General features: G+C 67.8%; 20 protein-coding genes and 3 tRNA genes. 13 read left to right on the forward strand and 10 right to left on the reverse strand.

Annotated elements, in window-relative coordinates:
* Position 1: 1 nt before the first annotated feature.
* From E3T22_RS09400 to E3T22_RS09415, 4 genes are all read left to right on the forward strand, one after another.
* A complete protein-coding gene (locus E3T22_RS09400) occupies positions 2-901 on the forward strand; it encodes an ATP-binding cassette domain-containing protein (RefSeq protein ID WP_134479986.1) in 900 nt (299 codons plus the stop codon).
* Positions 898-1,890: a D-isomer specific 2-hydroxyacid dehydrogenase family protein gene (locus tag E3T22_RS09405; protein WP_134479988.1), complete on the forward strand. Its 993-nt coding sequence runs from the start codon at positions 898-900 to the stop codon at positions 1,888-1,890. The genes E3T22_RS09400 and E3T22_RS09405 overlap by 4 nt, the downstream gene beginning before the upstream one ends.
* A gap of 85 nt (positions 1,891-1,975) precedes the next feature.
* Positions 1,976-2,048 (forward strand) — tRNA-Asn (locus tag E3T22_RS09410).
* Between the two features lie 88 nt (positions 2,049-2,136).
* Positions 2,137-3,012, forward strand: coding sequence for a sensor histidine kinase (locus E3T22_RS09415; protein WP_241983651.1), 876 nt, complete (start codon positions 2,137-2,139; stop codon positions 3,010-3,012).
* Positions 3,013-3,033: 21 nt separating this feature from the next.
* Here the strand turns inward: E3T22_RS09415 and def are convergent, their stop codons facing one another.
* Positions 3,034-3,600: a peptide deformylase gene (def, locus tag E3T22_RS09420; RefSeq protein ID WP_103459751.1), complete on the reverse strand. Its 567-nt coding sequence runs from the start codon at positions 3,598-3,600 to the stop codon at positions 3,034-3,036.
* A 40-nt stretch (positions 3,601-3,640) separates the two neighbouring features.
* On the opposite strand from def, the gene E3T22_RS09425 reads away from it, so the two are divergent.
* The 4 genes from E3T22_RS09425 to E3T22_RS09440 all read left to right on the forward strand — a co-directional run bounded on the left by E3T22_RS09425 (position 3,641) and on the right by E3T22_RS09440 (position 7,880).
* Positions 3,641-4,555, forward strand: coding sequence for a DMT family transporter (locus tag E3T22_RS09425; RefSeq protein WP_088456131.1), 915 nt, complete (start codon positions 3,641-3,643; stop codon positions 4,553-4,555).
* A 201-nt stretch (positions 4,556-4,756) separates the two neighbouring features.
* Positions 4,757-6,007 (forward strand): glycosyltransferase, encoded by a 1,251-nt coding sequence (locus tag E3T22_RS09430; RefSeq protein ID WP_134479989.1) that lies wholly within the window; start codon positions 4,757-4,759, stop codon positions 6,005-6,007.
* A 34-nt stretch (positions 6,008-6,041) separates the two neighbouring features.
* A tRNA-Ile gene (locus E3T22_RS09435) sits at positions 6,042-6,115 on the forward strand.
* Between the two features lie 16 nt (positions 6,116-6,131).
* A complete protein-coding gene (locus tag E3T22_RS09440) occupies positions 6,132-7,880 on the forward strand; it encodes a bifunctional 3'-5' exonuclease/DNA polymerase (RefSeq protein WP_134479991.1) in 1,749 nt (582 codons plus the stop codon).
* A gap of 1 nt (position 7,881) precedes the next feature.
* On the opposite strand, the gene E3T22_RS09445 is transcribed toward E3T22_RS09440, so the two are convergent.
* A complete protein-coding gene (locus tag E3T22_RS09445) occupies positions 7,882-8,469 on the reverse strand; it encodes a PadR family transcriptional regulator (RefSeq protein WP_166788912.1) in 588 nt (195 codons plus the stop codon).
* Between the two features lie 212 nt (positions 8,470-8,681).
* Between E3T22_RS09445 and E3T22_RS09450 the strand changes: the two genes are divergently transcribed.
* Complete coding sequence (locus tag E3T22_RS09450) at positions 8,682-9,203, forward strand: DUF3145 domain-containing protein (RefSeq protein WP_088456135.1); 522 nt, start codon at positions 8,682-8,684, stop codon at positions 9,201-9,203.
* A gap of 33 nt (positions 9,204-9,236) precedes the next feature.
* Here E3T22_RS09450 and E3T22_RS09455 read toward each other — a convergent pair whose 3' ends face one another.
* From E3T22_RS09455 to aceE, 6 genes are all read right to left on the reverse strand, one after another.
* Positions 9,237-10,472 (reverse strand): beta-ketoacyl synthase, encoded by a 1,236-nt coding sequence (locus E3T22_RS09455; RefSeq protein ID WP_103459755.1) that lies wholly within the window; start codon positions 10,470-10,472, stop codon positions 9,237-9,239.
* 126 nt (positions 10,473-10,598) lie between these two features.
* A complete protein-coding gene (locus E3T22_RS09460; protein WP_022883990.1) occupies positions 10,599-10,847 on the reverse strand; it encodes an acyl carrier protein in 249 nt (82 codons plus the stop codon).
* Positions 10,848-10,908: 61 nt separating this feature from the next.
* Complete coding sequence (locus E3T22_RS09465; protein WP_088456137.1) at positions 10,909-11,910, reverse strand: beta-ketoacyl-ACP synthase III; 1,002 nt, start codon at positions 11,908-11,910, stop codon at positions 10,909-10,911.
* Between the two features lie 30 nt (positions 11,911-11,940).
* Entirely contained in the window at positions 11,941-12,861 is a 921-nt protein-coding gene (locus E3T22_RS09470) for an ACP S-malonyltransferase (protein ID WP_088456138.1), read from the reverse strand.
* A 90-nt stretch (positions 12,862-12,951) separates the two neighbouring features.
* On the reverse strand, positions 12,952-14,094 hold the full coding sequence (locus E3T22_RS09475; RefSeq protein ID WP_370289680.1) for a PucR family transcriptional regulator: 1,143 nt from the start codon (positions 14,092-14,094) through the stop codon (positions 12,952-12,954).
* Between the two features lie 71 nt (positions 14,095-14,165).
* A complete protein-coding gene (gene aceE, locus E3T22_RS09480) occupies positions 14,166-16,892 on the reverse strand; it encodes a pyruvate dehydrogenase (acetyl-transferring), homodimeric type (RefSeq protein ID WP_088456140.1) in 2,727 nt (908 codons plus the stop codon).
* 241 nt (positions 16,893-17,133) lie between these two features.
* On the opposite strand from aceE, the gene E3T22_RS09485 reads away from it, so the two are divergent.
* From E3T22_RS09485 to E3T22_RS09500, 4 genes are all read left to right on the forward strand, one after another.
* On the forward strand, positions 17,134-17,601 hold the full coding sequence (locus E3T22_RS09485) for a peroxiredoxin (RefSeq protein WP_088456141.1): 468 nt from the start codon (positions 17,134-17,136) through the stop codon (positions 17,599-17,601).
* 63 nt (positions 17,602-17,664) lie between these two features.
* Positions 17,665-17,737, forward strand: a tRNA-Val gene (locus tag E3T22_RS09490).
* Between the two features lie 45 nt (positions 17,738-17,782).
* A complete protein-coding gene (locus E3T22_RS09495) occupies positions 17,783-18,493 on the forward strand; it encodes a GAF and ANTAR domain-containing protein (RefSeq protein WP_134479993.1) in 711 nt (236 codons plus the stop codon).
* Between the two features lie 79 nt (positions 18,494-18,572).
* Positions 18,573-18,911, forward strand: coding sequence for a hypothetical protein (locus tag E3T22_RS09500; RefSeq protein ID WP_133159863.1), 339 nt, complete (start codon positions 18,573-18,575; stop codon positions 18,909-18,911).
* A gap of 49 nt (positions 18,912-18,960) precedes the next feature.
* Here E3T22_RS09500 and E3T22_RS09505 read toward each other — a convergent pair whose 3' ends face one another.
* Both E3T22_RS09505 and E3T22_RS09510 read right to left on the reverse strand, forming a co-directional pair.
* Positions 18,961-19,842 (reverse strand): universal stress protein, encoded by an 882-nt coding sequence (locus E3T22_RS09505; protein WP_088456144.1) that lies wholly within the window; start codon positions 19,840-19,842, stop codon positions 18,961-18,963.
* Positions 19,839-20,720 (reverse strand): universal stress protein, encoded by an 882-nt coding sequence (locus E3T22_RS09510; protein WP_103459760.1) that lies wholly within the window; start codon positions 20,718-20,720, stop codon positions 19,839-19,841. Before E3T22_RS09510 ends, E3T22_RS09505 begins: the two co-directional genes overlap by 4 nt.
* Between the last annotated feature and the right edge of the window lie 82 nt (positions 20,721-20,802).

The raw sequence follows: 20,802 nt of genomic DNA on the forward strand, positions 1-20,802 counted from the left end.
CATGAGACGCGTCGAAGCAGATCCGTATCCGATCGTTGCCAGTGACCTGACCGTCGAATACCCGGGCCACGGCGCCAGCCCCGCGTTCGTGGCGCTGCGCGGACTGACCCTGACCCTCGGCCGGGGGGAAGTCCTCGGACTGCTGGGCGAGAGCGGGTCGGGCAAGAGCACGATCGCCCGGGTGCTCTCCGGGGCGGACTCCGGGACCGGCCACGGTGACGTGCGCGCGCAGATCACCGGCGGGCAGGCGACGGTGCTCGGCTACCCGCTGCGGCGCATCGGCCGACGCAAACTCGCCAGGCTCACCTTCGGCGTGGGGATGCTCGCCCAGAACGCCGCGAGCACCCTCCCCGCCAGCCTCACCGTGGCGGACATCGTCGCCGAACCCGTCCTCGAACGCGATCGGCGCTACGACAGAGCGGCGTTGGAGACCCTCGTCGCGACGATGATCGACGCCGTGCGCCTGCCGCTCTCGGTGCTGGGCAAGTACCCCTATGAGCTCAGCAGCGGCCAACGCCAGCGTGTTGCACTGGCCAGGGCCCTGGTCTTCGGGCCGACGCTGCTCATCGCCGATGAACCCACCGCGGGCGTGGATGCCCTGGTGCGCGACGATGTCATCGACCTGATCGGCGAGCTGCAACGAGAACGTGCCTTTTCGGCCGTGCTGATCAGCAACGACCTGAGCGTGCTCCGTCGGGTCGCCGACCGGATCGGGGTCATGCACCAGGGCGTCCTGGTCGGGCTGGGCACCATCGACGAGGTCTTCGACAACCCGTGGCATCCCTACGTCGTCGAACTCGCGGCGGCGCTGACGCTGGACGGCGCAGCTTTGGATTCCACCGTGCTGGATTCCCCGGCGCACGATGTCGGGGCCGACACCGACCGGAGCCCGGAGGCATGACCGGGCAGCACCGCGCGGTCCTCTCCGACGAACCCGAGCGCGACCCGGGCGGATGGCGGCCGACGGCCGGTCCGGTAGCCATCCTGCCCGAGGACAACGCTCTCTTCGCCGGCGCCGTCGCGTCGGCCGGGGGAGTCGTCGCCCCGCTGTCACCGGACACCCGGGGACTCATCTGGCTGTCATACGCCCGCGCCGCGGAACTAGAGGAGGTGCTGGCGGAAAACCCCCAGATCAGCTGGGTGCAGCTGCCCTGGGCCGGTGTCGACGCTTTCGCCGACATTCTCTCCCGGCATCAGCGGCACGACCTGCTCGTGACCAGCGCCAAGGGCGCCTACGCCCAACCGGTGGCCGAACACGCGCTGGCCTTGATCCTGGCGTCGCTGAGGGTGCTCCCCGTGCGGGCCAGGGCGCGGTCCTGGAATTCGGTGCCCGCCGGAACATCGCTCTATGGCCGGTCGGTGCTGATCATCGGGGCCGGCGGCATCGCCCGTGAACTGATCCGGCTGCTCGAACCGTTCGGCACCCGCATCGTGGTGGCGCGTCGCAGCTCGGAGCCCGTGCCGGGAGCCGCCCGCACCGTGCCGGTGGGGCAGCTGAACACGGAGCTGCCCCTGGCCGACATCGTGGTGGTCGCTGCCGCGTTGACCGGCGACACCCGGCACCTGCTCGGCGGGGCCGAACTCGCCCTGATGGCGTCGACCGCCCACCTGGTGAACATCGCCAGAGGCCCCCTGGTCGACACCGACGCGCTCGTGGCCGCTCTGGCCGCCGGCACGCTCGCGGGCGCGGCCATCGACGTCACCGACCCGGAACCGCTGCCGGACGGGCATCCGCTCTGGGGTGAGCCCCGGTGCCTCATCACGCCGCACATGGCCGACACGCCCGAGATGACCGCGCCGCTTCTGGCCGAGAGAATTCGGCTCAATGTGGCCGCTTTGCTGGGAAACGGGCCGTTTGTCGGGGTTGTCGACCCCGCTGCGGGGTACTGAGCGTCCACTCGGATTTGGTGCACGGCGAACTTTTGGTAAAGTAACTACGCCGTTCAAGCGAGGGAAACTTTCGCTGAGCATGCATTCCTCGATAGCTCAATTGGCAGAGCAGCGCACTGTTAATGCGCAGGTTCTTGGTTCGAGTCCAAGTCGGGGAGCGAAAAGGCCACTAGGGGCTCCACCCCCGGTGGCCTTTTTTGTGCGTGCCGCTAGTCTGATCCCGAAAAGATGCGAAAGGTGGCGGTTGTGTTCCCCTGGCAGACCCTCAGCGCTGTACTGGCCGTGCTCACCGTGGCCGTGGTCATTCTCTGGTTGCTTGCCGTGGCGCAGCAACGCCGCAGCCGCTTCGCCAGATCGGCGGCCGAACGCGTGCGAATCGACCTCGAGCTGTCCCTCGCCGAGCAGCACGGGCGTCTCGCGATCATCCGCGAGCTGCAGGACATCGCCGTGCTGTCTCTCGCACGCCTCATCACCCGGGCCGAGGGGGCCCGGTACACGGCCGAGAGCGACCCATCCACGGCCGTGCGCGCGGCGACGGCCCTGGTCGAGGACGGCAGGGTCGCTCTCGCCGACCTGCGCCGGGTTCTGACCATCGCCAGGGAGGGCGAGGCCATCGCGACCAGCGCACCGGGCCTGCAATCGGCCCGCAGCCTCTTCGGCGTGATGCGCGACGCCGGCCTGGCCGTCGCCTTCACCGAGTCTGGTGACAGGTTCCCGCTCAAACCCGGGGCGGAGCTCGCCATCTACCGCATCCTGCAGAGCGCCCTCGCGAACGCGCTCAAGCACGGCGGGCCCGGCACCGAGGCCAGAGTGTCGTTCACCTGGACCCAGGACGGCCTGCAGCTCCTCATCGACGACGACGGCATCCGCGCGGCGGCCAAGCGGGAAAGCGCCTCGCCCTCGGATTTCGCCGCCAAGACGGCCTACACGATCGACGACGACCTCAAGGCCCTGAGCGAGAGCATCTCGGGCGCCGGGATCACCCAGATGCGCGAACGAGCACAGCTCTTCGGCGGGATCTTCAACGCCGGAACCGTGCCGGGGGTCGGCTTCTCGGTCTCAGCCGTCTTCCCGTCGCTGCGGTTCCACAACGGTGTGCACGGCGTCAACCTGACCCGCTGACCCGCACGGCGTCTCAGCAGCTCAGCTTTCGAGGTCGTCCACACCGGGCAGCCAGGTCACGCCGGGCACACCCCAGCCGCGCTTCCGGCTGACCTTGGCGGCGATCTTGGCGTAAAAGTGTTCGAGCCGGTCCACGTAGAGGGTGCCGTCGAGGTGGTCGAACTCGTGCTGGAAAATCCGTGCCAGCCAGCCGTCGGCCCGGATCTCGAAGGGCTTCTGGTCAAGGTCCACGGCGCGCAACACGGCCGAGCCGGCCCGCTGCAGCGGAAACCGCTCGCCGGGAAACGACAGGCACCCCTCGACGTCTTCGTCCTCATCGGCCTCACCGGCGGGGACCGGCGTGATCCAGAGCTCCGGATTGATCGCGACCCCCCTGGTCTCGACCTCGTCGTCGTCGAGGTAGCTGAACGTGAACAGCCGCAGCCCGACCCCCACCTGGGGTCCGGCGAGACCGACACCGGGAGCGGCATCCATCGTCTCGAACATGTCCTGCACCAGCGTGCGCAACTCGTCGTCGAACTCGACGACGGGAGCGGCGGGGGAGTGCAGGACGGGGTCACCTGAAATTACTATCGGTCGAACGGCCATTCACCAAGGATATCGGCATGGATCTCGATAGTCTCGTTGAGTGACTCCCGACCTGACAGACCTGGCTGGAGAGATCGCGATTGATCCGCGCCAGGCAATCGGCATCCCGCTCGCGTTGATCGGCGCTGTCTTCCTCTCCCTTGGCGCACAATTCCAGCACCGCGGTGTGACCAAGGTGGAAGCCCACACGAGGGAAATCACCGGCGGACTGAATACCCGGCAGCTGGTGCTCTTGCTCTCCCGGCCCTCCTGGGTGTTCGGCACCGTGATGCTCGGTCTGGCCATCGCCTTCCAGCTCACCAGCCTCGCCTTCGCGCCCCTCATCGTCGTGCAGCCCCTCGGGGCGGTGGCTCTGGTGATCACGGCGATCCTGAACGCCAGGGTCAGCCACGTCAAGCTGAACCGAGCCTCGGTCATCGCGATCGCGATGTGTGTCGGCGGGGTCGGACTCTTCGTCACGGTCGCCGCGTTCACGGCGGTCGACAAGCCCGTGACGGATGCGAACCTGATCACCATCCTGGTGGTCCTCGCTGTGGTCCTGGCCGCCTTCGCCGTCGCGTTCGTGCTGCTGCGCAGCCGGTTCAAGGCGATTTTTTACATCATCGGCGCCGGCGTGCTGTACGGATTCGTGGCCACCCTCGCCAAGGTGATCATCAACCGCATCCAGAACGGCAACGTCGAGTGGCTCACCGTCGTCTGCGTCGTCGGCCTGCTCCTCGCTGCTGCGTCGGGCGCCTACTTCGTGCAGAACGCATACTCGTCGGGTCCGCCCGACCTCGTCATCGCGGGTCTGACCGTGATCGACCCGATGATCGCCGTCGGCATCGGCGTCATCGTGCTCGGCGAAGCCTCTCAGGCGCCGACCTGGGCCGCCGTTCTTTTCGCGGTCGCCGGCGCCGTGGCGATGTGGGGCGTCTTCAGACTCGCGAAGTATCACCCGCAAACCCAGAGCTGACCGGTGCTTTTTCGTGAACGCGCCGCGTCTGGGGGGCTGCCATGGGTCAAGCGGTTTAGAATAGGGTGCTAACACACCTCGACGGCGAGAATCGTTGAGACCCAGACTTCGCGCCGGACGCTGATCCCCGGCCCACCTACGTAGGGACTATCCCACTTGAGCGCTTCATCTGATTTACCGGGCAGCTCGTCCGACCCGGCCATGCCGGGCACCACCCGACCCATCCGGGTTCTCATCGCCGCAGACACCTTCGCGCCCGATGTGAACGGCGCGGCCCGGTTCGCGGAACGGCTCGCCGCCGGCCTGGTCGGACGCGGCCACGTGGTGCAGATCATGGCTCCGGCTCCGACGCGCAAGCACGGCACCTGGACCGAGGTGCACGAGGGCGAATCGATGACCGTGCACCGTCTGCACAGCTGGCGGTGGCGCCCGCACGACTGGCTCCGCTTCGCGCTGCCGTGGATCGTGCGCAAACAGAGCCGTGCCATCCTCGACTCGTTCCAGCCCGACGTCGTGCACTTCCAGTCCCACATCGTGGTGGGTCGCGGTGTGTCGATCGAGGCACAGAAACGCGGGATCCGCATCATCGGCACCAACCACTTCATGCCGGAGAACATGCTGCAGTTCTCCCTCGTTCCCAAGGGTTTCCAGGACCAGCTCGTCAAGGCACTCTGGAAGGACGCTGAACATACCTTCAAGCGTGCAGAGGCCGTCACCACGCCGACCCGCCGGGCGGCGGAGTTCCTGGAGAAGTACACGGGGCTCGCGGGGGTGCAGGCCATCTCCTGCGGAATCGACGCCGACAACTATTCCCCCAGCTTCGCTCCGCGCACCGAGAACCGGATTCTCTTCGTCGGCCGGGTCACCGGTGAGAAGCAGATCGACGTCCTGGTGCAGGCCGTCGCCCTGTTGGATCCGAACCTGTGTGCCCAGGTTGAAATCGTCGGCGGTGGCGACCAGCGCCGCAACCTGGAACACCTCGTGGAATCGCTCGGACTGAGCGCACAGTTCACGTTCACGGGTTATGTCACCGACGAGGAGCTGCGCGAGGCCTACACGCGTGCCACGGTGTTCGCGATGCCGTCCATTGCGGAACTGCAGAGCATTGCGACCATGGAAGCGATGGCGTCGGGTCTCCCGATCGTGGCGGCGAACGCAATGGCGCTGCCGCACCTGGTCCACGACGGGCAGAACGGCTACCTGTTCGAGCCGGGCAGCGCCCAGGACCTTGCGGACAAGCTGACCCGCGTGTTCTCGACGTCGCCCGACGAACTGGACGCCCTCAAGAACGAGTCGCTGAAGCTGATCGAGGCACACGACATCAAGCGCACCCTGACGACATTCGAACGCCTCTACCGCGGCGTATCCACGGCGGACACGAACTCCAGCGTCCAGCCGGATCCGGCCGCGGCCCACCCTCCGGTCCTGGACGTCACGCCTCGGCGCGACTGAAGGGCGGGGCCTGGCCGATACTATGGTCAGGCACGGGGTGGTAGCTCAGCTGGTTAGAGCACGCGGCTCATAACCGCACGGTCACGGGTTCAAGTCCCGTCCACCCTACGAGAAAGCACGGTTTGTGTACATCCTGGTGACCCGATCGATTTCGGAACGGCTCCGGGTCAGGGAGCTCGACGCCGCCGGCGTTCCCGAGGGTGCCGACACAACGCTCACGACCGACGAGTTCCGTGCGGTGGTGCGGGAACGCGATCAAGACGCGGTGCGCTGGGTCTGGGAGGACACCGCGCGGAGCTATCCCGTCCTGCTGCGGGGGAGTGTCACTGTCCAGCGCTGCCACGATCTACGGCTGTGTCACGCCATCCTGCGCAACTCGGCGCTGACCGGCGGAAGCGCGCTGGCGAACGCCCCGGCAAGCCGGTGGGATGCGCCTGCTGCGACCGTCCCCGTCGAATCCCCGGGGACGACCCTGTTCGAGATGGATCTGGGTCTGGCCGACGACGCCGGACCGGAGCCGGCCGACGACGACGTCCTGGCGGAGTTCCAGGCCCAGCTTCAGGCGGTCCACGCCTCGGCCGACCCCGGCCGGTTGCGTCTGCTCCTGGCGGCAGAATCCGTTGGCGCCCTCATCGCGGCCGAAATGCAGTTCGCCGGACTGCCGTGGCGGAGCGCGATCCATGACAGCCTGCTCACCGCAGAACTGGGCCCGCGGGCAGCCTCGGGCATCCGGCCGGCACGGTTGGAAGAACTCGCGGGGCGTATCCGCACCGAACTCGGCGACCTGGAGGTCAACCCGGATTCCCCGCCAGACCTGCTCCGGGCGCTCAACCGGGCTGGGCTGGCCGTGGCGACCACGCGGGCATGGGAGTTGGAGAAGCTCGAACACCCCGTCATCGAGCCCCTCCTGCGCTACAAGAAGCTGTCCAGGCTGCTCGCCGCCAACGGATGGTTCTGGATGGAGAGTTGGATCATCAACGACCGCTTCCACCCTGAGTACCTGCCGGGCGGGGTGGTGACCGGTCGATGGGCGACCCGCGGCGGCGGTGCCCTGCAGCTGCCCAAGCAGATTCGCGGCGCGGTCGTGGCCGACCCCGGCTGGAGCTTCGTGGTGGCGGACGCAGCCCAATTGGAGCCTCGCATCCTGGCCGCATTGTCCACCGACACCGCCATGGCCGCCGCCGGACGGGGCACTGACCTCTATGCCGGAATCGTCGCGAGCGGAGTGGTGGACACCCGCGCTCACGCCAAGGTCGCCATGCTCGGCGCCATGTACGGCGCCACATCCGGGGAAAGCGGGCGCCTGCTGCCTCGACTGGCGCGCGCATATCCGCGGGCGATCGCCCTGACCGAGGCGGCGGCGAGGGCGGGGGAGCGCGGCGACGTGGTCAGCACCCGGCTGGGCCGGTCCTCGCCGCGGCCAGGGGGCGGCTGGCAGGACGACCAGGCCCGCGGGTCAGAGGCCGGGGCGACACCGGCCGACGAACGCCGGGCCAGGAGCCAGGCCAGGGACTGGGGCCGGTTCACCCGCAATTTCATCGTGCAGGGAAGCGCCGCGGAGTGGGCGCTGTGCTGGATGGCCGAGATCAGGAAAGGGCTTCGGGCCCTGCCGGTCCCGCCACAGCCGCCCACCGTGTTCGCGCGCGGTCAGGTGCCGGCCCGGACGCCCCCCAGCCCGTTCGCGGACATCCCTCATCTGGTCTTCTTCCTGCACGATGAGGTCATCGTGCACACCCCTGCGGCACTGGCCGGCGAGGTGTCGCGAATCGTCACCGAGGCGGCCTCGACGGCGGGCCGACTGCTGTTCGGCGATTTCCCGGTGGACTTCCCGTTGACCTGCGTTGTAGTGGACAGTTACGCGGACGCAAAATAGGTCACGACGATGTGCCGGGCCGACGGCCCCGTTTGGGTCGCTGCAGGCTCAGCTCGCGGTGCAGTCGAGGTTCCTCCTCCGCTGGAGGACGATCGGCGACAGCGGCCACGGTATCGAGCCAGGCAAGCGCGGCCCGGGCCTGGACGAGCTGGGCCTCGGTGGCCAACCGTTCCTGACCGGACTCCCAGGGACGCCCGCTCCCGTCTCCGCCGCGGTTCAGCCTCAGCTGCCAGGCGGATCGGTAGCCGGCCAGCAGCGGCGCAAGATCGACGTGCGGCAGGGACGAGGCGATCAGCACCCTGTCCAGCATGTCGGTCCAGTCGGCTCCGGAGTCGCTGTCGGTCTCCCGCAGCCAGGCCAAAGCCTCGGCGTGGCCGCCCCCGGTCAGCCTGTACAGCGGGAGACCGTCCTCGGTGCTGCCCGCCGCCTCGACGGAGCCCTGGCGGACCAGTCGCTCCAGGGTGCTGTAGATCTGTCCGACGTTCACCGTGCGCCGGCCGGCGGTGCGGGTCGCCAACTCGCCGTGCAGCTGGAAGCCGTATGCCGGGCCCATGGTGAGGATGGCGAGAAGCGAATTGCGTACCGACACGATGTCTCCAGCCTGCGGCTGCGACGGTCGCGGTCGACCTCTAAAGCCATACCGAATATACATTAGAGAACGACCGGCTGTTGGGATTTCCCGGCCGGGTGGGGCATAATTCAGCTAGCCGCCGAAATGTGTTCCGCGGGTCCTGGTTGAAAGTCGTTTGAGATCGTTGGGGAAGACGCACCTCGAACACCATCCAGGGAACGGAGAACACTATGACGGCACCCCGCACTCGTCAGTCACCGGCTGCACGGGGAGTTTTGTATGTGCACTCGTCGCCGCGCGCCCTGTGCCCCCACGTGGAGTGGGCCGCCGGCAGCGCGCTAGATGAGGCGGTCAGCTTCGACTGGAGCGAACAGCCTGCCCTCCCGGGCGCCCAGCGTGCGGAGTTCTTCTGGGAGGGCGCTGCGGGCGGCGGCGCGGCCATAGCGTCCGCCCTGCTCGGCTGGGATCAGCTGCGCTTCGAGGTGACCGAGGACCCGGGGCCCGGCCGCGATGGTGGCCGCTGGCTGCACACGCCGGCTCTGGGCATCCACTTCGCCCAGACCGACACGGCCGGGAACGTCGTCCTGCCGGAGGACCGTCTGCGTGCGGCCATCCACGCGGCGGGTACCGACTCCGTGCACCTGCACCGTGAGCTGCGGCGCGCCTTGGGCCAGGCCTGGGATGACGAACTGGAGCCGTACCGGCACGCCAGCGACTTCTCCAGCGTGGTCTGGCTGCACAATGTCGGCTGAGTGCGGGCGAGGCCGGGGCCCCGCCCGCGACGGCTAGACCGAGCGGAACGCGACGACGGCGTTGTGGCCGCCGAAACCGAACGAGTTGCTGATGGCCAGGAGATCGCCGGTGCCCAGGGCACGCGGCGAGGTGACCACGTCGAGCGGGATGGCGGGGTCCTGCTGGGTCAGGTTGATGGTCGGCGGAAGGATCCGTTCGGCCAGGGCCTTCACCGTGAACAGCGCCTCGATCGCGCCGGCTCCGCCGAGCAGGTGCCCGGTGGACGCCTTGGTTGCCGAGACCGGGATTCCGTCGAGGAGGTCCCCGAACACGCGGCGGAGCGCGTTGTACTCAGCGATGTCGCCCACCGGGGTACTCGTGGCGTGGGCATTGATGTGCATCACGTCGGACAGGTCGGCCCCGGCGTTGTGGATCGTCGCGATCATGGCCCGCGCGGCGGCCGATCCCTCGGGATCCGGCGCGGTGATGTGGTAGGCGTCGCTCGTGATGGAGCCGCCGAGCAGTTCGGCGTAGATGTGCGCACCACGGGCGAGGGCGTGCTCTTCGGTTTCGATCACGAGGGCCGCAGCGCCTTCGCCGAGCACGAAGCCGTCGCGGCTGACGTCATACGGGCGGGACGCGGTGGCGGGGGAGTCGTTCCGCTTGGAGAGCGCCTGCATCGCCGCGAAGGATGCGATCGGCAGCGGGTGGATGGCCGCCTCCGAGCCACCGGCGATGACGACGTCGGCCAGTCCGGCCTGCAGACGGTTGTACGCGTTGACGAGAGATTCGGTGCTGGACGCACACGCCGACACGACCGTCGTGATGCCGGCGCGGGCGTGCAGGTCCATGCCGATCGCTGCTCCGGGACCGTTGGGCATCAGCATGGGCACGGTCATCGGCAGGACCCGACGGGGTCCACGCTCGCGCAGGGTGTCCCAGGCGTCGAGCAGGGTCCACACTCCGCCGATGCCGGTGGCCCAGTCGACGGCGAGACGTTCGGGGTCGACCTCAGGCATCCCGGCATCGGCCCAGGCCTCGCGGCCGGCGATCAGGGCGAACTGGCTGGACGGGTCGAGGCGTTTGGTTTCCTGACGGGCCAGAACGTCGACGGGGCGCACCCTGGCCTGGGCGGCGAAGGTGATGGGGAGCGCGGTGCGCTCAACCCACTCGTAGTCCAGAGTGGATGCGCCGGACTCGCCGGCGAGGAGGGCGTTCCAGGTGTCGGTGGCGTTCCCGCCGAGGGGCGAGGTGGCACCGAGGCCGGTGACAACGATTTTTTTGGTCATAACAACGACTCTCCGTCAGAACGTGCTCGAGTGAGAACGTGTGCGAAACGAGGTGGAAACCCCGGTTGGAGCGTCCCTGGAGAACGGACCGGCTGGCAGAGCCAACCGGCCCGTTCGGGCGTGGACCTAGTCCTGGGCCTTGACGATGAACTCGACGGCGTCGCCGACGGTCTTGAGGTTCTTGACCTCTTCGTCGGGGATCTTGACGTCGAACTTTTCTTCAGCGTTGACGACGATGGTCATCATCGAGATGGAATCGATGTCCAGGTCGTCGGTGAACGACTTGTCCAGCTCAACCGTGTCGGTTGCGATGCCCGTCTCGTCGTTGATGAGCTCGGCCAGGCCGGCAAGAACTTCTTCGGTGGACAATGCCATGTTGTTTCTCCTTGGGGGTGTCTCGTTTGACCGAGATTCAGTTTAGTTGGACAGAGGGGAGCTACGGCAGCACAACCACCTGCGCGCCGTAAACCAGGCCGGCTCCGAAGCCGATCTGGAGGGCAAGACCTCCGCTGAGTTCGGGGTGTTCCTCGAGCAAGCGGTGGGTGGCTAGGGGGATCGACGCGGCCGAGGTGTTCCCGGTCGTGGCGATGTCGCGGGCGATGACGACGGACTCCGGCAGCTTGAGCTGCTTGGCGAACTCGTCGACGATGCGCATGTTCGCCTGGTGCGGGATGAAGGCGGCGAGTTGGTCGGCGGTGATGCCGGCGGCGGCCAGGGTCTGCTTGGCGATCTTCGCCATGTCCCAGACGGCCCAGCGGAAGACGGTCTGGCCCTCCTGGCGCAGGGTCGGCCATTCCTTCTCGCCCCGTCGGTATTCCTGCAGGGTGCCGTTCATCCCCACGGCGTCAGCGCGCCCGTCCGAGCCCCACACTGAGGCGGAGATGCCGGGGTAGTCGCTCGGGCCGATGACAACGGCGCCTGCACCGTCACCGAGCAGGAACGAGATGCTCCGGTCGGTGGGGTCGACCATGTCGGAGAGTTTCTCCGCACCGATGACCAGGGCATAGTGGGCGGCGCCGGACCGGATGAGGGCATCCGCCTGGGCGACACCGTAGGCGTAGCCGGCGCAGGCGGCGTTGAGGTCGAAGGCGGCGGCGGGAACCGCACCGATACGCTCGGCGACGACGGCGGCCATCGACGGCGTCTGGCGGCCGTTGCTGATGGTGGCGATGATGATGGCGTCGATGAGCTCAGGGGCGATGCCGGAGCGTTCGATGGCCTCGAGTGCGGCGGTCGTTGCGAGGTCGACGGCCAGCACATCCTGGCTGGCCCTGGTGCGGGTGATGATTCCGGTGCGCTGCTGAATCCACTCGTCGGACGAGTCGATCGGGCCGACGATGTCGTCGTTGGGAACAATGAGGTCGCCGCGGGCGGCGCCGACGGCGAGGATGCGGGTGTACTGGGCGCCCTGCGACTGCAGGAGTTGTGGCTGGGTCATTCGTCTCTTCCGGTGGCGACTCTGGCTGATTCAGGCCTGGCGGTCGATCAGGTCGTACGCAGCGGGCAGGTCGTCGGGGGTCTTGATGGCCACGCTCGGGATGCCCCGCAGGGCGCGCTTGGCCAGTCCGACGAGTGCGCCGGCCGGTGCGACCTCGATGATTCCGGTCACTCCAGCGTCGGCAAACGACTGCATACACAGGTCCCACCGTACCGGCGACGACACCTGACCGACGAGCAGGTCGACGAAACGCGACCCGTCGGCCACGGTGCTGCCGTCATGATTCGTCCACAGCGGCAGGGTCGGGGTCTGCGGGTTCAGGCCTGTCGCCACGTCGGCGAGGTGCGCGACGGCGGGACGCATGTGGCGGGTGTGGAAGGCGCCGGCGACCTGGAGCGGGATGACGCGGCTCTTGGCGGGCGGATCAGCGGCGAGGGCGGCGAGGGCGTCGAGGTCACCGGCGACCACGATCTGGCCGCCGCCGTTGAAATTGGCCGGTTCCAGGCCGAGGTCTGCGAGTCGGGCCAGGAGTTCGGCCTCGTCCCCGCCGAGGACGGCGCTCATGCCGGTGGGCGTGACGGCGGCTGCGGCCTTCATGGCACGCCCGCGCTCCCCGACGAAGGTGAGAGCGTCCGAGGAGCTGAGGACTCCGGCGCCGGCCGCGGCGGTGATCTCCCCGACGGAGTGCCCGGCGATACCGCCGATGGCGTCGCGCCGGCCGTCGGCGAACAGGGCGGTGAGGGCGAGGAGCCCGGCGGCCACGATGAGCGGCTGGGCGATCGCGGTGTCGCGGATCGTGTCGGCATCAGCGACAGTTCCCGCCGTCACGAGGTCGGTCGAGGACTGCTCCGACATGGCGCGGAGCTGTTCGGCATAGGCCGGATCCTGCAGCCAGGGTTCGAGGAATCCGGGCGTTTGCGAGCCCTGACCGGGACAGACGACAACAATCATTTCCTTAGTCTCCCAATTCGAAACGGACGGAGGGTGTGGGCAATCTACCGACTATCCGCGGAACGTTTGTCAGATACCGCAAACGGGGGTTCAGCGGCGCCGAGTCGAGCCGTCGTGGTCACTGATCGAACCGATGATCAGCGCCGACTGCAGGATGAGCGCCTCTCTGGCCCCCGTCGCGTCATAGCCGATCACGTCGGACACCCGCTTGAGGCGGTAACGCACGGTGTTGGGATGCACGAACAGTTCACGCGCCGTCGCCTCGAGCGAGCGGCCGTTGTCCAGGTAGCACCACAGCGTGGTGAGGAGTTCGGTGGAGTGCGCCTGCAACGGGCGATAGATCCGGTGGATGAGCGTGGCGCGCGCGAGCGGATCACCGGCCAGGGCCCGCTCGGGAAGCAGGTCGTCGGCCTGCACCGGCCTGGGAGCGTTCCGCCAGGAGCGGGCGACGGCGAACCCGGCCAGGGCCGCCTTGGCGCTTTTGGAGGCATCGACGAGGTTGGGCACCTCGTGACCGAGGACGAGGTGGCCGGGGCCGAAGCTGGGCTCGAGCTGCATGGCGATCTCCATGAAACTGAGTGAGGACGGTCCTCCGGCGGCTTCGTCGGCCTCGGGGTTGGCCGGGTGGGCCCGGCCGATGACCAGCACCAGCCGGTTGCCCTGCACGCCGATCAGCACGTCGGCGGTCATGTGCCGCGCCGCCCGGCGTAGCTGGTCGACGTCGAGCATCTTCGGTGTGGTGCCCACGAGCACACAGACCTCGCCGTGGCCGTGCCAGCCGAGGGCCGCGATCCTGCTGGGCAGTTCGTCGTCGTACTCGCCGCTGAGGATGGAGTCGACGACCAAGGCCTCGAGCCTGGCGTCCCAGAGCCCACGGGCCTCCGCGGCGCGGGCGTAGACATCCGCGGCACCGAAGGCGATTTCGCGGGAGTACAGCAGGATCGCCTCGCGGAGGGTCTCCGAGCCGTCCTTGACCCGCTCTTCGACGACCTCGACGGTCACCCTGATCAGCTGCAGGGTCTGCTGCAGGCTCACCGAGCGGAGCAGTTCCCGGGGAGCGGCGCCGAAGACATCCGCCGCGATCCACGGTGTGGACCGTGGGTCGTCGTACCAGGAGATGAAGGAGGTGATGCCGGCCTGGGCCACCAGGCCGACGGCGGACCGCCGCCCTGGTGGCATGTCGCCATACCAGGGCAGCGTGTCCTCGAGTCGTTTCAGAGTCGCCGTAGACAACTCACCCGAAATTGTGCGCAACCAGGTGAGGGTCTGTTCCTTTGTCTTCGGCGCCGGTGACACGGTCCGGGTTAGCTCTCGCCACCGGCCGAGCCGGTGTTGCCGGCCAGGACATCGTGAAGGCGGTACTTGTCGATCGCCTGCTGGATGAGGCTGCGGTCGATTTCACCGCTGTTGGCGAGCTGCTGCAGCGTGCGGACCACCATGGACGGGCCGTCGATCTTGAAGAACCGGCGAGCCGCGGGGCGGGTGTCGGAGAACCCGAAGTCGTCGGCACCCAGGGTGGCGAAGTCGCCGGGGATGAACTGGCGGATCTGATCCGGAACGGCGTGCATGAAGTCGGACACCGCCACGAACGGACCGGCCGTGTTGGCGAGCTTGTCCGTCACATACGCGGTACGCGGCTCCTCGTTCGGGAAGAGGAAGTTGTGCTCCTCCGCCGCGAGGCCGTCCCGGCGCAGTTCCGACCAGGACGTGACCGACCAGACATCGGCGGACACCCCCCAGTCCTCGGCGAGCAGGGTCTGCGCTTCGAGTGCCCACGGCACCGCAACGCCGGAGGCCAGCAGCTGGGCCTTCGGGCCGGCCACGGTGGACTCCGACACGCGGTGGATGCCGCGGATGATGCCGTCGACGTCGACATCGGCCGGCTCGACGGGCTGCACCTGCGGCTCGTTGTACACGGTGATGTAGTACATGACGTTCGGGTCGGTGTGGGTGCCGCCGTACATCCGCTCGAGGCCGGACCGGACGATGTGCCCGATCTCGTACCCGAAGGCGGGGTCGTACGACACGACGGCCGGGTTGGTCGACGCGAGCAACGGCGAGTGGCCGTCGGCGTGCTGCAGGCCTTCACCGGTGAGGGTGGTCCGGCCGGCGGTGGCGCCGATCATGAAGCCGCGGGCCATCTGGTCGCCGGCGGCCCACATGGCGTCGCCGGTGCGCTGGAAGCCGAACATCGAGTAGAACACGTACACCGGGATGAGCGGCTCACCCTGGGTGGCGTACGACGTTCCGACGTTCGTGAAGGCGGCGAGGGCGCCGGCCTCGTTGATGCCGACGTGGATGATCTGGCCCTGCGGGCTTTCCTTGTAGGCCAGCAGCTGCGCGTGGTCCACCGACGTGTAGTGCTGACCGTTGGGGTTGTAGATCTTCGCGTTCGGGAAGAACGCGTCGATGCCGAAGGTGCGAGCCTCGTCGGGGATGATCGGCACGATGCGGTGGCCGAAGTCCTTCGAGCGCAGCAGCTCCTTGAGCAGCCGGACGAACGCCATGGTGGTGGCGATCTCCTGGGTGCCGGAGCCCTTCTTGGTCACGGCGTAGGTCGAGTCGTCCGGCAGGTTCACCTGGGTGTACTTGCTGCGACGCTCGGGCAGGTAGCCGCCGAGCGCGCGGCGGCGCTCGTGCATGTACTGGATCGCCTCGTCGTTCTCACCGGGGGTGTAGTACGGCGGCTGGTACGGGTTGGCCTCGAGCTGCGCATCCGTGATCGGCACGTGCATGCTGTCGCGGAAGGTCTTGAGGTTGTCCAGCGTCATTTTCTTCATCTGGTGGGTCGCGTTGCGCCCCTCGAAGCTCGGGCCCAGGCCGTAGCCCTTGACCGTCTTCGCCAGGATGACCGTCGGTTGGCCCTTGTGCTCCGATGCGGCCTTGAACGCGGCGTAGACCTTGCGGTAGTCGTGGCCACCACGCTTGAGGTTCCAGACCTCGTCGTCGGTGTAACCCTCGACGAGCTTGAGCGCGCGCGGGTCGCGACCGAAGAAGTTCTCGCGCACGTAGGCGCCACTCTCGGCCTTGTAGGTCTGGTAGTCACCGTCGGTGGTGACGTTCATCAGGTTCAGCAGGGCACCGTCGGTGTCACGGGAGAGCAGGTCGTCCCACTCGCGGCCCCACACCACCTTGATGACGTTCCAGCCGGCGCCGCGGAAGAAGCTCTCCAGCTCCTGGATGATCTTGCCGTTACCGCGCACCGGACCGTCGAGTCGCTGCAGGTTGCAGTTGACGATGAAGTTGAGGTTGTCGAGACCCTCATTGGCGGCGACCTGGAGCTGTCCGCGGCTTTCGACCTCGTCCATCTCGCCGTCGCCGAGGAAGGCCCAGACCTGCTGGTCGCTGGCGTCCTTGATGCCCCGGTTGGTCAGGTACCGGTTCAACTGCGCCTGGTAGATCGCGTTGATCGGGCCCAGGCCCATCGAGACCGTCGGGAACTGCCAGAAGTCCGGCATCAACCGGGGGTGCGGGTACGACGAGATGCCGTCGGGCGCGTGCGACTTCTCCTGACGGAAACCGTCGAGCTGGTTGGCACTCAGACGGCCCTCCAGGAAGGCGCGGGCGTAGGTGCCGGGGGAGGCGTGGCCCTGGATGAAGATCTGGTCTCCACCGCCCGGGTGGTCCTGGCCGCGGAAGAAGTGGTTGAAGCCGGTCTCGTAGAGAGCAGCTGAGGAGGCGTACGTCGAGATGTGGCCGCCGACCGCGATGCCGGGGCGCTGGGCGCGGTGCACGAGCACGGCGGCGTTCCAACGGATCCAGGCGCGGTAGCGGCGCTCGATGTCTTCATCGCCGGGGAAGTCAGGCTCGTTCGACGAGGCGATGGTGTTGATGTAGTCCGTGGTGGGCACCATCGGAACGTTCAGGTGCAATTCCTTGGACCGCTTGAGCAGGCTGAGCATGATCTCGCGGGCCCGGCCGGGGCCGTTGGCCGCGACCAGCGCGTCGAGGGATTGCGACCATTCGGACGTCTCATCCGGATCGGCGTCCGAGTTGTCCATTGAATACGGGTCTTGGTCGTTGACAGTCACACTCGACCTCTTTCTGTAGGGCAGATCGTGTGGGGGAAGATCATGCCTGGTTAGGCGTGCCGGACAGAACTAGGTCGGGTCACGACCGAAAGGCACCCCGTCAGCCTAGTGATTCTTACTGGGAAGCGCGTACGGCGGCGCCGCAGTATGCCGGGTCAGTGTTGGTGAAGCCTCCTGGGGCGGCTAGGCTTGCCCCCCGTATTCAGCCATCGTCCCCCGATGGCCGGAAAGGACACGCACCATGGCGCTGGAGAATGACACCCAGGCACCCGACTTCGAGCTCGTCAGCCAGTACGGCGAGCGAATCCAGCTCAGCCGGTACCGGGGTGAGAAGTCCGTGGCGCTGGTGTTCTTCCCCCTGGCCTTCTCCGGAATCTGCAGCGGCGAACTCTGCGAGCTGCGCGACAACCTCGCGCTCTTCGCCGACAACAGTGTCGAGCTGATCGGTATCTCCGTGGACTCCCGGCACACCCTGCGGGCCTGGGGAGACCAGGAGGGCTACGGGTTCACCCTGCTCGCCGACTTCTGGCCGCACGGCGCCGTCGCCAAGGAGTACGGGGTCTTCCTCGAAGACAAGGGCTTCGCCAACCGGGCGACCTTCCTGATCGATCCGGACGGCATCATCCGGGCGAGTTTCATCACCGCTCCGGGGGAGGCCCGCTCGCTCGCGGCGTATCGGGCAGCCCTCGACGAGCTGCAGCCGGCCTAGTTTTCCTCCCGGCCGGAATGTCGCTAAGCTCGTGCCATCCTGTTATCCGAAAATCTTCGGTCGGGGCCTTTAGCTCAGTTGGTAGAGCGCCACGTTTACACCGTGGATGTCATCGGTTCGAGCCCGGTAGGGCCCACACACTTCTGATCGTCGGTAGCCACGCGTGATTTATGATGGGGTGATGGCGACACAGACACGCGAGGGCCAACTCGTCGAGGCCTTCGTGACTCTCGCCGACACTCTGGTGGTCGGCTACGATCTCGTCGATCTCTTGCACACCCTCGTCACCCAGTGCGTGCCGCTCTTCGACGCCTCGGCCGCGGGCATCATCCTCACCGACGATGAGGAGTTCGAGGTCGTCGCTTCCACCAACGAGCGCAGCCGCCTCATCGAGATCCTCCAGCTGCGCAGCGGTTCCGGTCCGTGCGTGGAAAGTGTCATCACCGGGCACGCCGTCTCCGTTCCCGACATCGAGGGCTCCGGTCCGAAGTGGCCCCGATTCCGTGCCGGCGCCGTCGAGCAAGGCTTCAGGTCGATGTTCTCGGTGCCGATGCGCCTGCGGACGACCACGATCGGGTCGCTGAACCTGTTCTGGGACCGCACCGGTGGGCTGCCGGGTTCCGACGCGCCGACGGTGCAGGCCCTCGCCGACGTGGCCACGATCGGGATCCTCCAGGAACGGGCGTTGCGGGAAAGTGACGTCGCCCGGCAGCAGTTGCAGTACGCGTTGAGCAGCCGAGTCGTGATCGAACAGGCCAAGGGCGTCGTGGCCTACACCCGGAGCGCCACCATGGACGAGGCCTTCGCTCTGATGCGCCAGCACGCGCGGTCGAACGGGCTGCCGCTGGCCGAGGTGGCCGCGCAGATTGTCAGCGGAGACCTCGCGCTTTAGTCCGCACGGACGTAGTATTTGCCTATAGCCCCAGACCCTGGCTGCACGTGTCTTTTTCCGTGACAAGCAGGGAAGCATCATGAAACGCATTTTTCATCCGGGTGGCTCGATAGTCACCGGTACCGCACTGGCTGACGCTGTGATGCTCTATGCCGAAGCGCTGAGCAACCGTCGGGAAACCGATGTCGTCGACATCCCGGTGATAACCGCTGACGGCAGTCACGGTCGGGCGCAGTTCCTGATCGGGTCGTCCAGCCAACTGGTCTGCGTGACCAGCACCGAAAGCGACTGGGAACTGACCGAGATCGCGACGACCCAAGCGCTGCAGGACAAGGTGCGGGTGGGTACGATGGCCGCGTCGCTGGCGTGGGCGGGTGCGCCGCAGGGGTCGCCACAGTTCGACGAATTCGACTACTGACCGCGCCCGGCAGCATCACCGTGCGGGAAAGCAGCGGGTTCGGATGCCCTCAGGCGCTGGCCGACGATGCGAGCGACGTCGTGTCGCTCGTGGTGGGGAGCCCGCGTGCGATGAGAACGGGGACGTTGATGTTCATTAGGACGTCGTGGGTGACCGAACCGATCAGCGTGTTCTCGCCGTGCCGGGTCGATACTCCCAGGATCAACAGGGCGGCGTCGAAACTGGCGTCGAGGAGGGCCTCGGCCGGGTCCCGGTGCGCGACACGGCGTCGCACCGTGATCCGGGACGCCATGGTGGCGGCCTCGGTGGCGGCGTCCTGCAGCATACGCGCGGCCTGCGGGCTACGGTCCTCAACAGGGTCCGAGCGCGACGACTCGGATCGAGGCGAGCCCGGAGGAGCGTAAACCAGGAGCAGATCCTGGTCGAGTCTGGCCGCCTCCTGCGCGCCCAGCCGCACCGCGGACAGGGCGCCGTCGGTGCCGTCAACGCCGACGACGACGTCGTGGCGGGAATCGAGAGTCGTGTCTGGCACGATGGCCACCGAGCAGCGCGCCGCAGAGGCGATCTGCACGCTCCGCGAGCCGAGCACCCGGCCGCGCAGGAAGCCGGTCTTGTGGGTGCCGACGATCAGAAGGTCCTCGGGGCTGGGCAGTGTGGCGAGCGCCCACGCCGTGCCGCCGTGCACGATCCGCGTTGTCAGGGTCACCCCGGAGTGCAGCGCTGTGACCCGGGCGGACTCCTCGATCAGAAGTTCTTTGGCCTGACGTTCCGCATCGGCGGCAGCGTCCCGGCCGACCAGACCCCATTCGTCGTCGACCGTGTTGACGAGTACCACGTCGGCGTTCCGCTCTGCGGCGCGGCGGACCCCCCAGCGCAACGCGGCTCGGCTCGGGCCGGAACCGTCGACACCGATGTAGTAGGTGGCGCTCATTCTGACGCCCCCGATCGCTGCGGCTCGGCGGCGGGCCGGCTGCGCGGCACGACGACGACCGGGCAGGGCATGTTCAGGAGCACGTCGTGACTGACGGAGCCGAGAATCAGTCCGGCCACGGCACCGCGGCCGTGTGTTCCCACGACGAGAAGCGCCGCGTGCCCGGCTGCTTCGACCAGGGCAGGCGCCGCGGCGCCCTGTACCAGGGTCCCGGATGCGTCGACCGCCGGGTGTTGGGCCCTGACCCGTTCGAGGGCACGGGCCAGGATGTCCTCGTGCGCCTCGATCAGGGCGTCGAACGGCACAGCGGCGCCGTAGTCCACACCGAGAGTCGCCGGGATCGACCAGGCATGCACGAGTACGAGCGGTACGGCGCGGCGGGCGGCCTCGGCCGCCGCGACGTCGAGGGGGGCATCCATGGTGCCGTCATCCTCGATGCCGACCACGACCCTGTCGCCGCCGGCGACCCAGCCGGCCGGAACGACCACGACGGCCGAGTGCGCGTGAGCGGCGAGCCGAAGCGGCAACGTGCCGTGCACGGCGCCGGCCAGCGCGCTGGTCTTGTTGGTCCCGATCACGAGCAGGTCGGCCGCGGACGAAGCCCGCACCAACTCGTCGACGGGAACACCACGGCGCACGACACCTGTCGCCTTGACCGCGGGGACGTTCTGCGCCACAAAACGGGTGGCCTCGGCCAGGGCACGTTCGTAGACGGGCTGAAAATCATCCTCGGGGCCGCCGACCGGCGACCAGCCGAGTTCAACGACGGTGGTCAGCTCCAGACTCAGCGGCACGTCCTCGGCCCTGGCCAACGCCCAGTCCAGGGCGGCCCGGCTCGCCGGCCCCCCGTCAACGGCTACGATCACTCTCTCAACCATGAGCTGATCTCCAGTTCTTCCCGGGGTGCTTCGGGAGATGACACATCTCCAGAATGGGCCGGAGTGCGAATCCGGGGAAGGG

This window comes from Cryobacterium sp. TMB3-10 (genome assembly GCF_004402305.1).
Lineage (GTDB): Bacteria > Actinomycetota > Actinomycetes > Actinomycetales > Microbacteriaceae > Cryobacterium > Cryobacterium zongtaii.

What these genes read in the sequence shown, in the direction of transcription:
- def (WP_103459751.1), bottom strand. Translation starts at nt 3,600, where the DNA reads ATGGCCGTTCGACCGATAGTAATTTCAGGTGACCCCGTCCTGCACTCC.
- E3T22_RS09505 (WP_088456144.1), bottom strand. Translation starts at nt 19,842, where the DNA reads ATGAGCGCCACCTACTACATCGGTGTCGACGGTTCCGGCCCGAGCCGA.
- E3T22_RS09485 (WP_088456141.1), top strand. Translation starts at nt 17,134, where the DNA reads ATGGCGCTGGAGAATGACACCCAGGCACCCGACTTCGAGCTCGTCAGC.
- E3T22_RS09450 (WP_088456135.1), top strand. Translation starts at nt 8,682, where the DNA reads ATGACGGCACCCCGCACTCGTCAGTCACCGGCTGCACGGGGAGTTTTG.
- E3T22_RS09510 (WP_103459760.1), bottom strand. Translation starts at nt 20,720, where the DNA reads ATGGTTGAGAGAGTGATCGTAGCCGTTGACGGGGGGCCGGCGAGCCGG.
- E3T22_RS09460 (WP_022883990.1), bottom strand. Translation starts at nt 10,847, where the DNA reads ATGGCATTGTCCACCGAAGAAGTTCTTGCCGGCCTGGCCGAGCTCATC.
- E3T22_RS09500 (WP_133159863.1), top strand. Translation starts at nt 18,573, where the DNA reads ATGAAACGCATTTTTCATCCGGGTGGCTCGATAGTCACCGGTACCGCA.
- E3T22_RS09470 (WP_088456138.1), bottom strand. Translation starts at nt 12,861, where the DNA reads ATGATTGTTGTCGTCTGTCCCGGTCAGGGCTCGCAAACGCCCGGATTC.
- E3T22_RS09455 (WP_103459755.1), bottom strand. Translation starts at nt 10,472, where the DNA reads ATGACCAAAAAAATCGTTGTCACCGGCCTCGGTGCCACCTCGCCCCTC.
- E3T22_RS09465 (WP_088456137.1), bottom strand. Translation starts at nt 11,910, where the DNA reads ATGACCCAGCCACAACTCCTGCAGTCGCAGGGCGCCCAGTACACCCGC.
- E3T22_RS09495 (WP_134479993.1), top strand. Translation starts at nt 17,783, where the DNA reads ATGGCGACACAGACACGCGAGGGCCAACTCGTCGAGGCCTTCGTGACT.
- E3T22_RS09430 (WP_134479989.1), top strand. Translation starts at nt 4,757, where the DNA reads ATGCCGGGCACCACCCGACCCATCCGGGTTCTCATCGCCGCAGACACC.
- E3T22_RS09400 (WP_134479986.1), top strand. Translation starts at nt 2, where the DNA reads ATGAGACGCGTCGAAGCAGATCCGTATCCGATCGTTGCCAGTGACCTG.
- E3T22_RS09405 (WP_134479988.1), top strand. Translation starts at nt 898, where the DNA reads ATGACCGGGCAGCACCGCGCGGTCCTCTCCGACGAACCCGAGCGCGAC.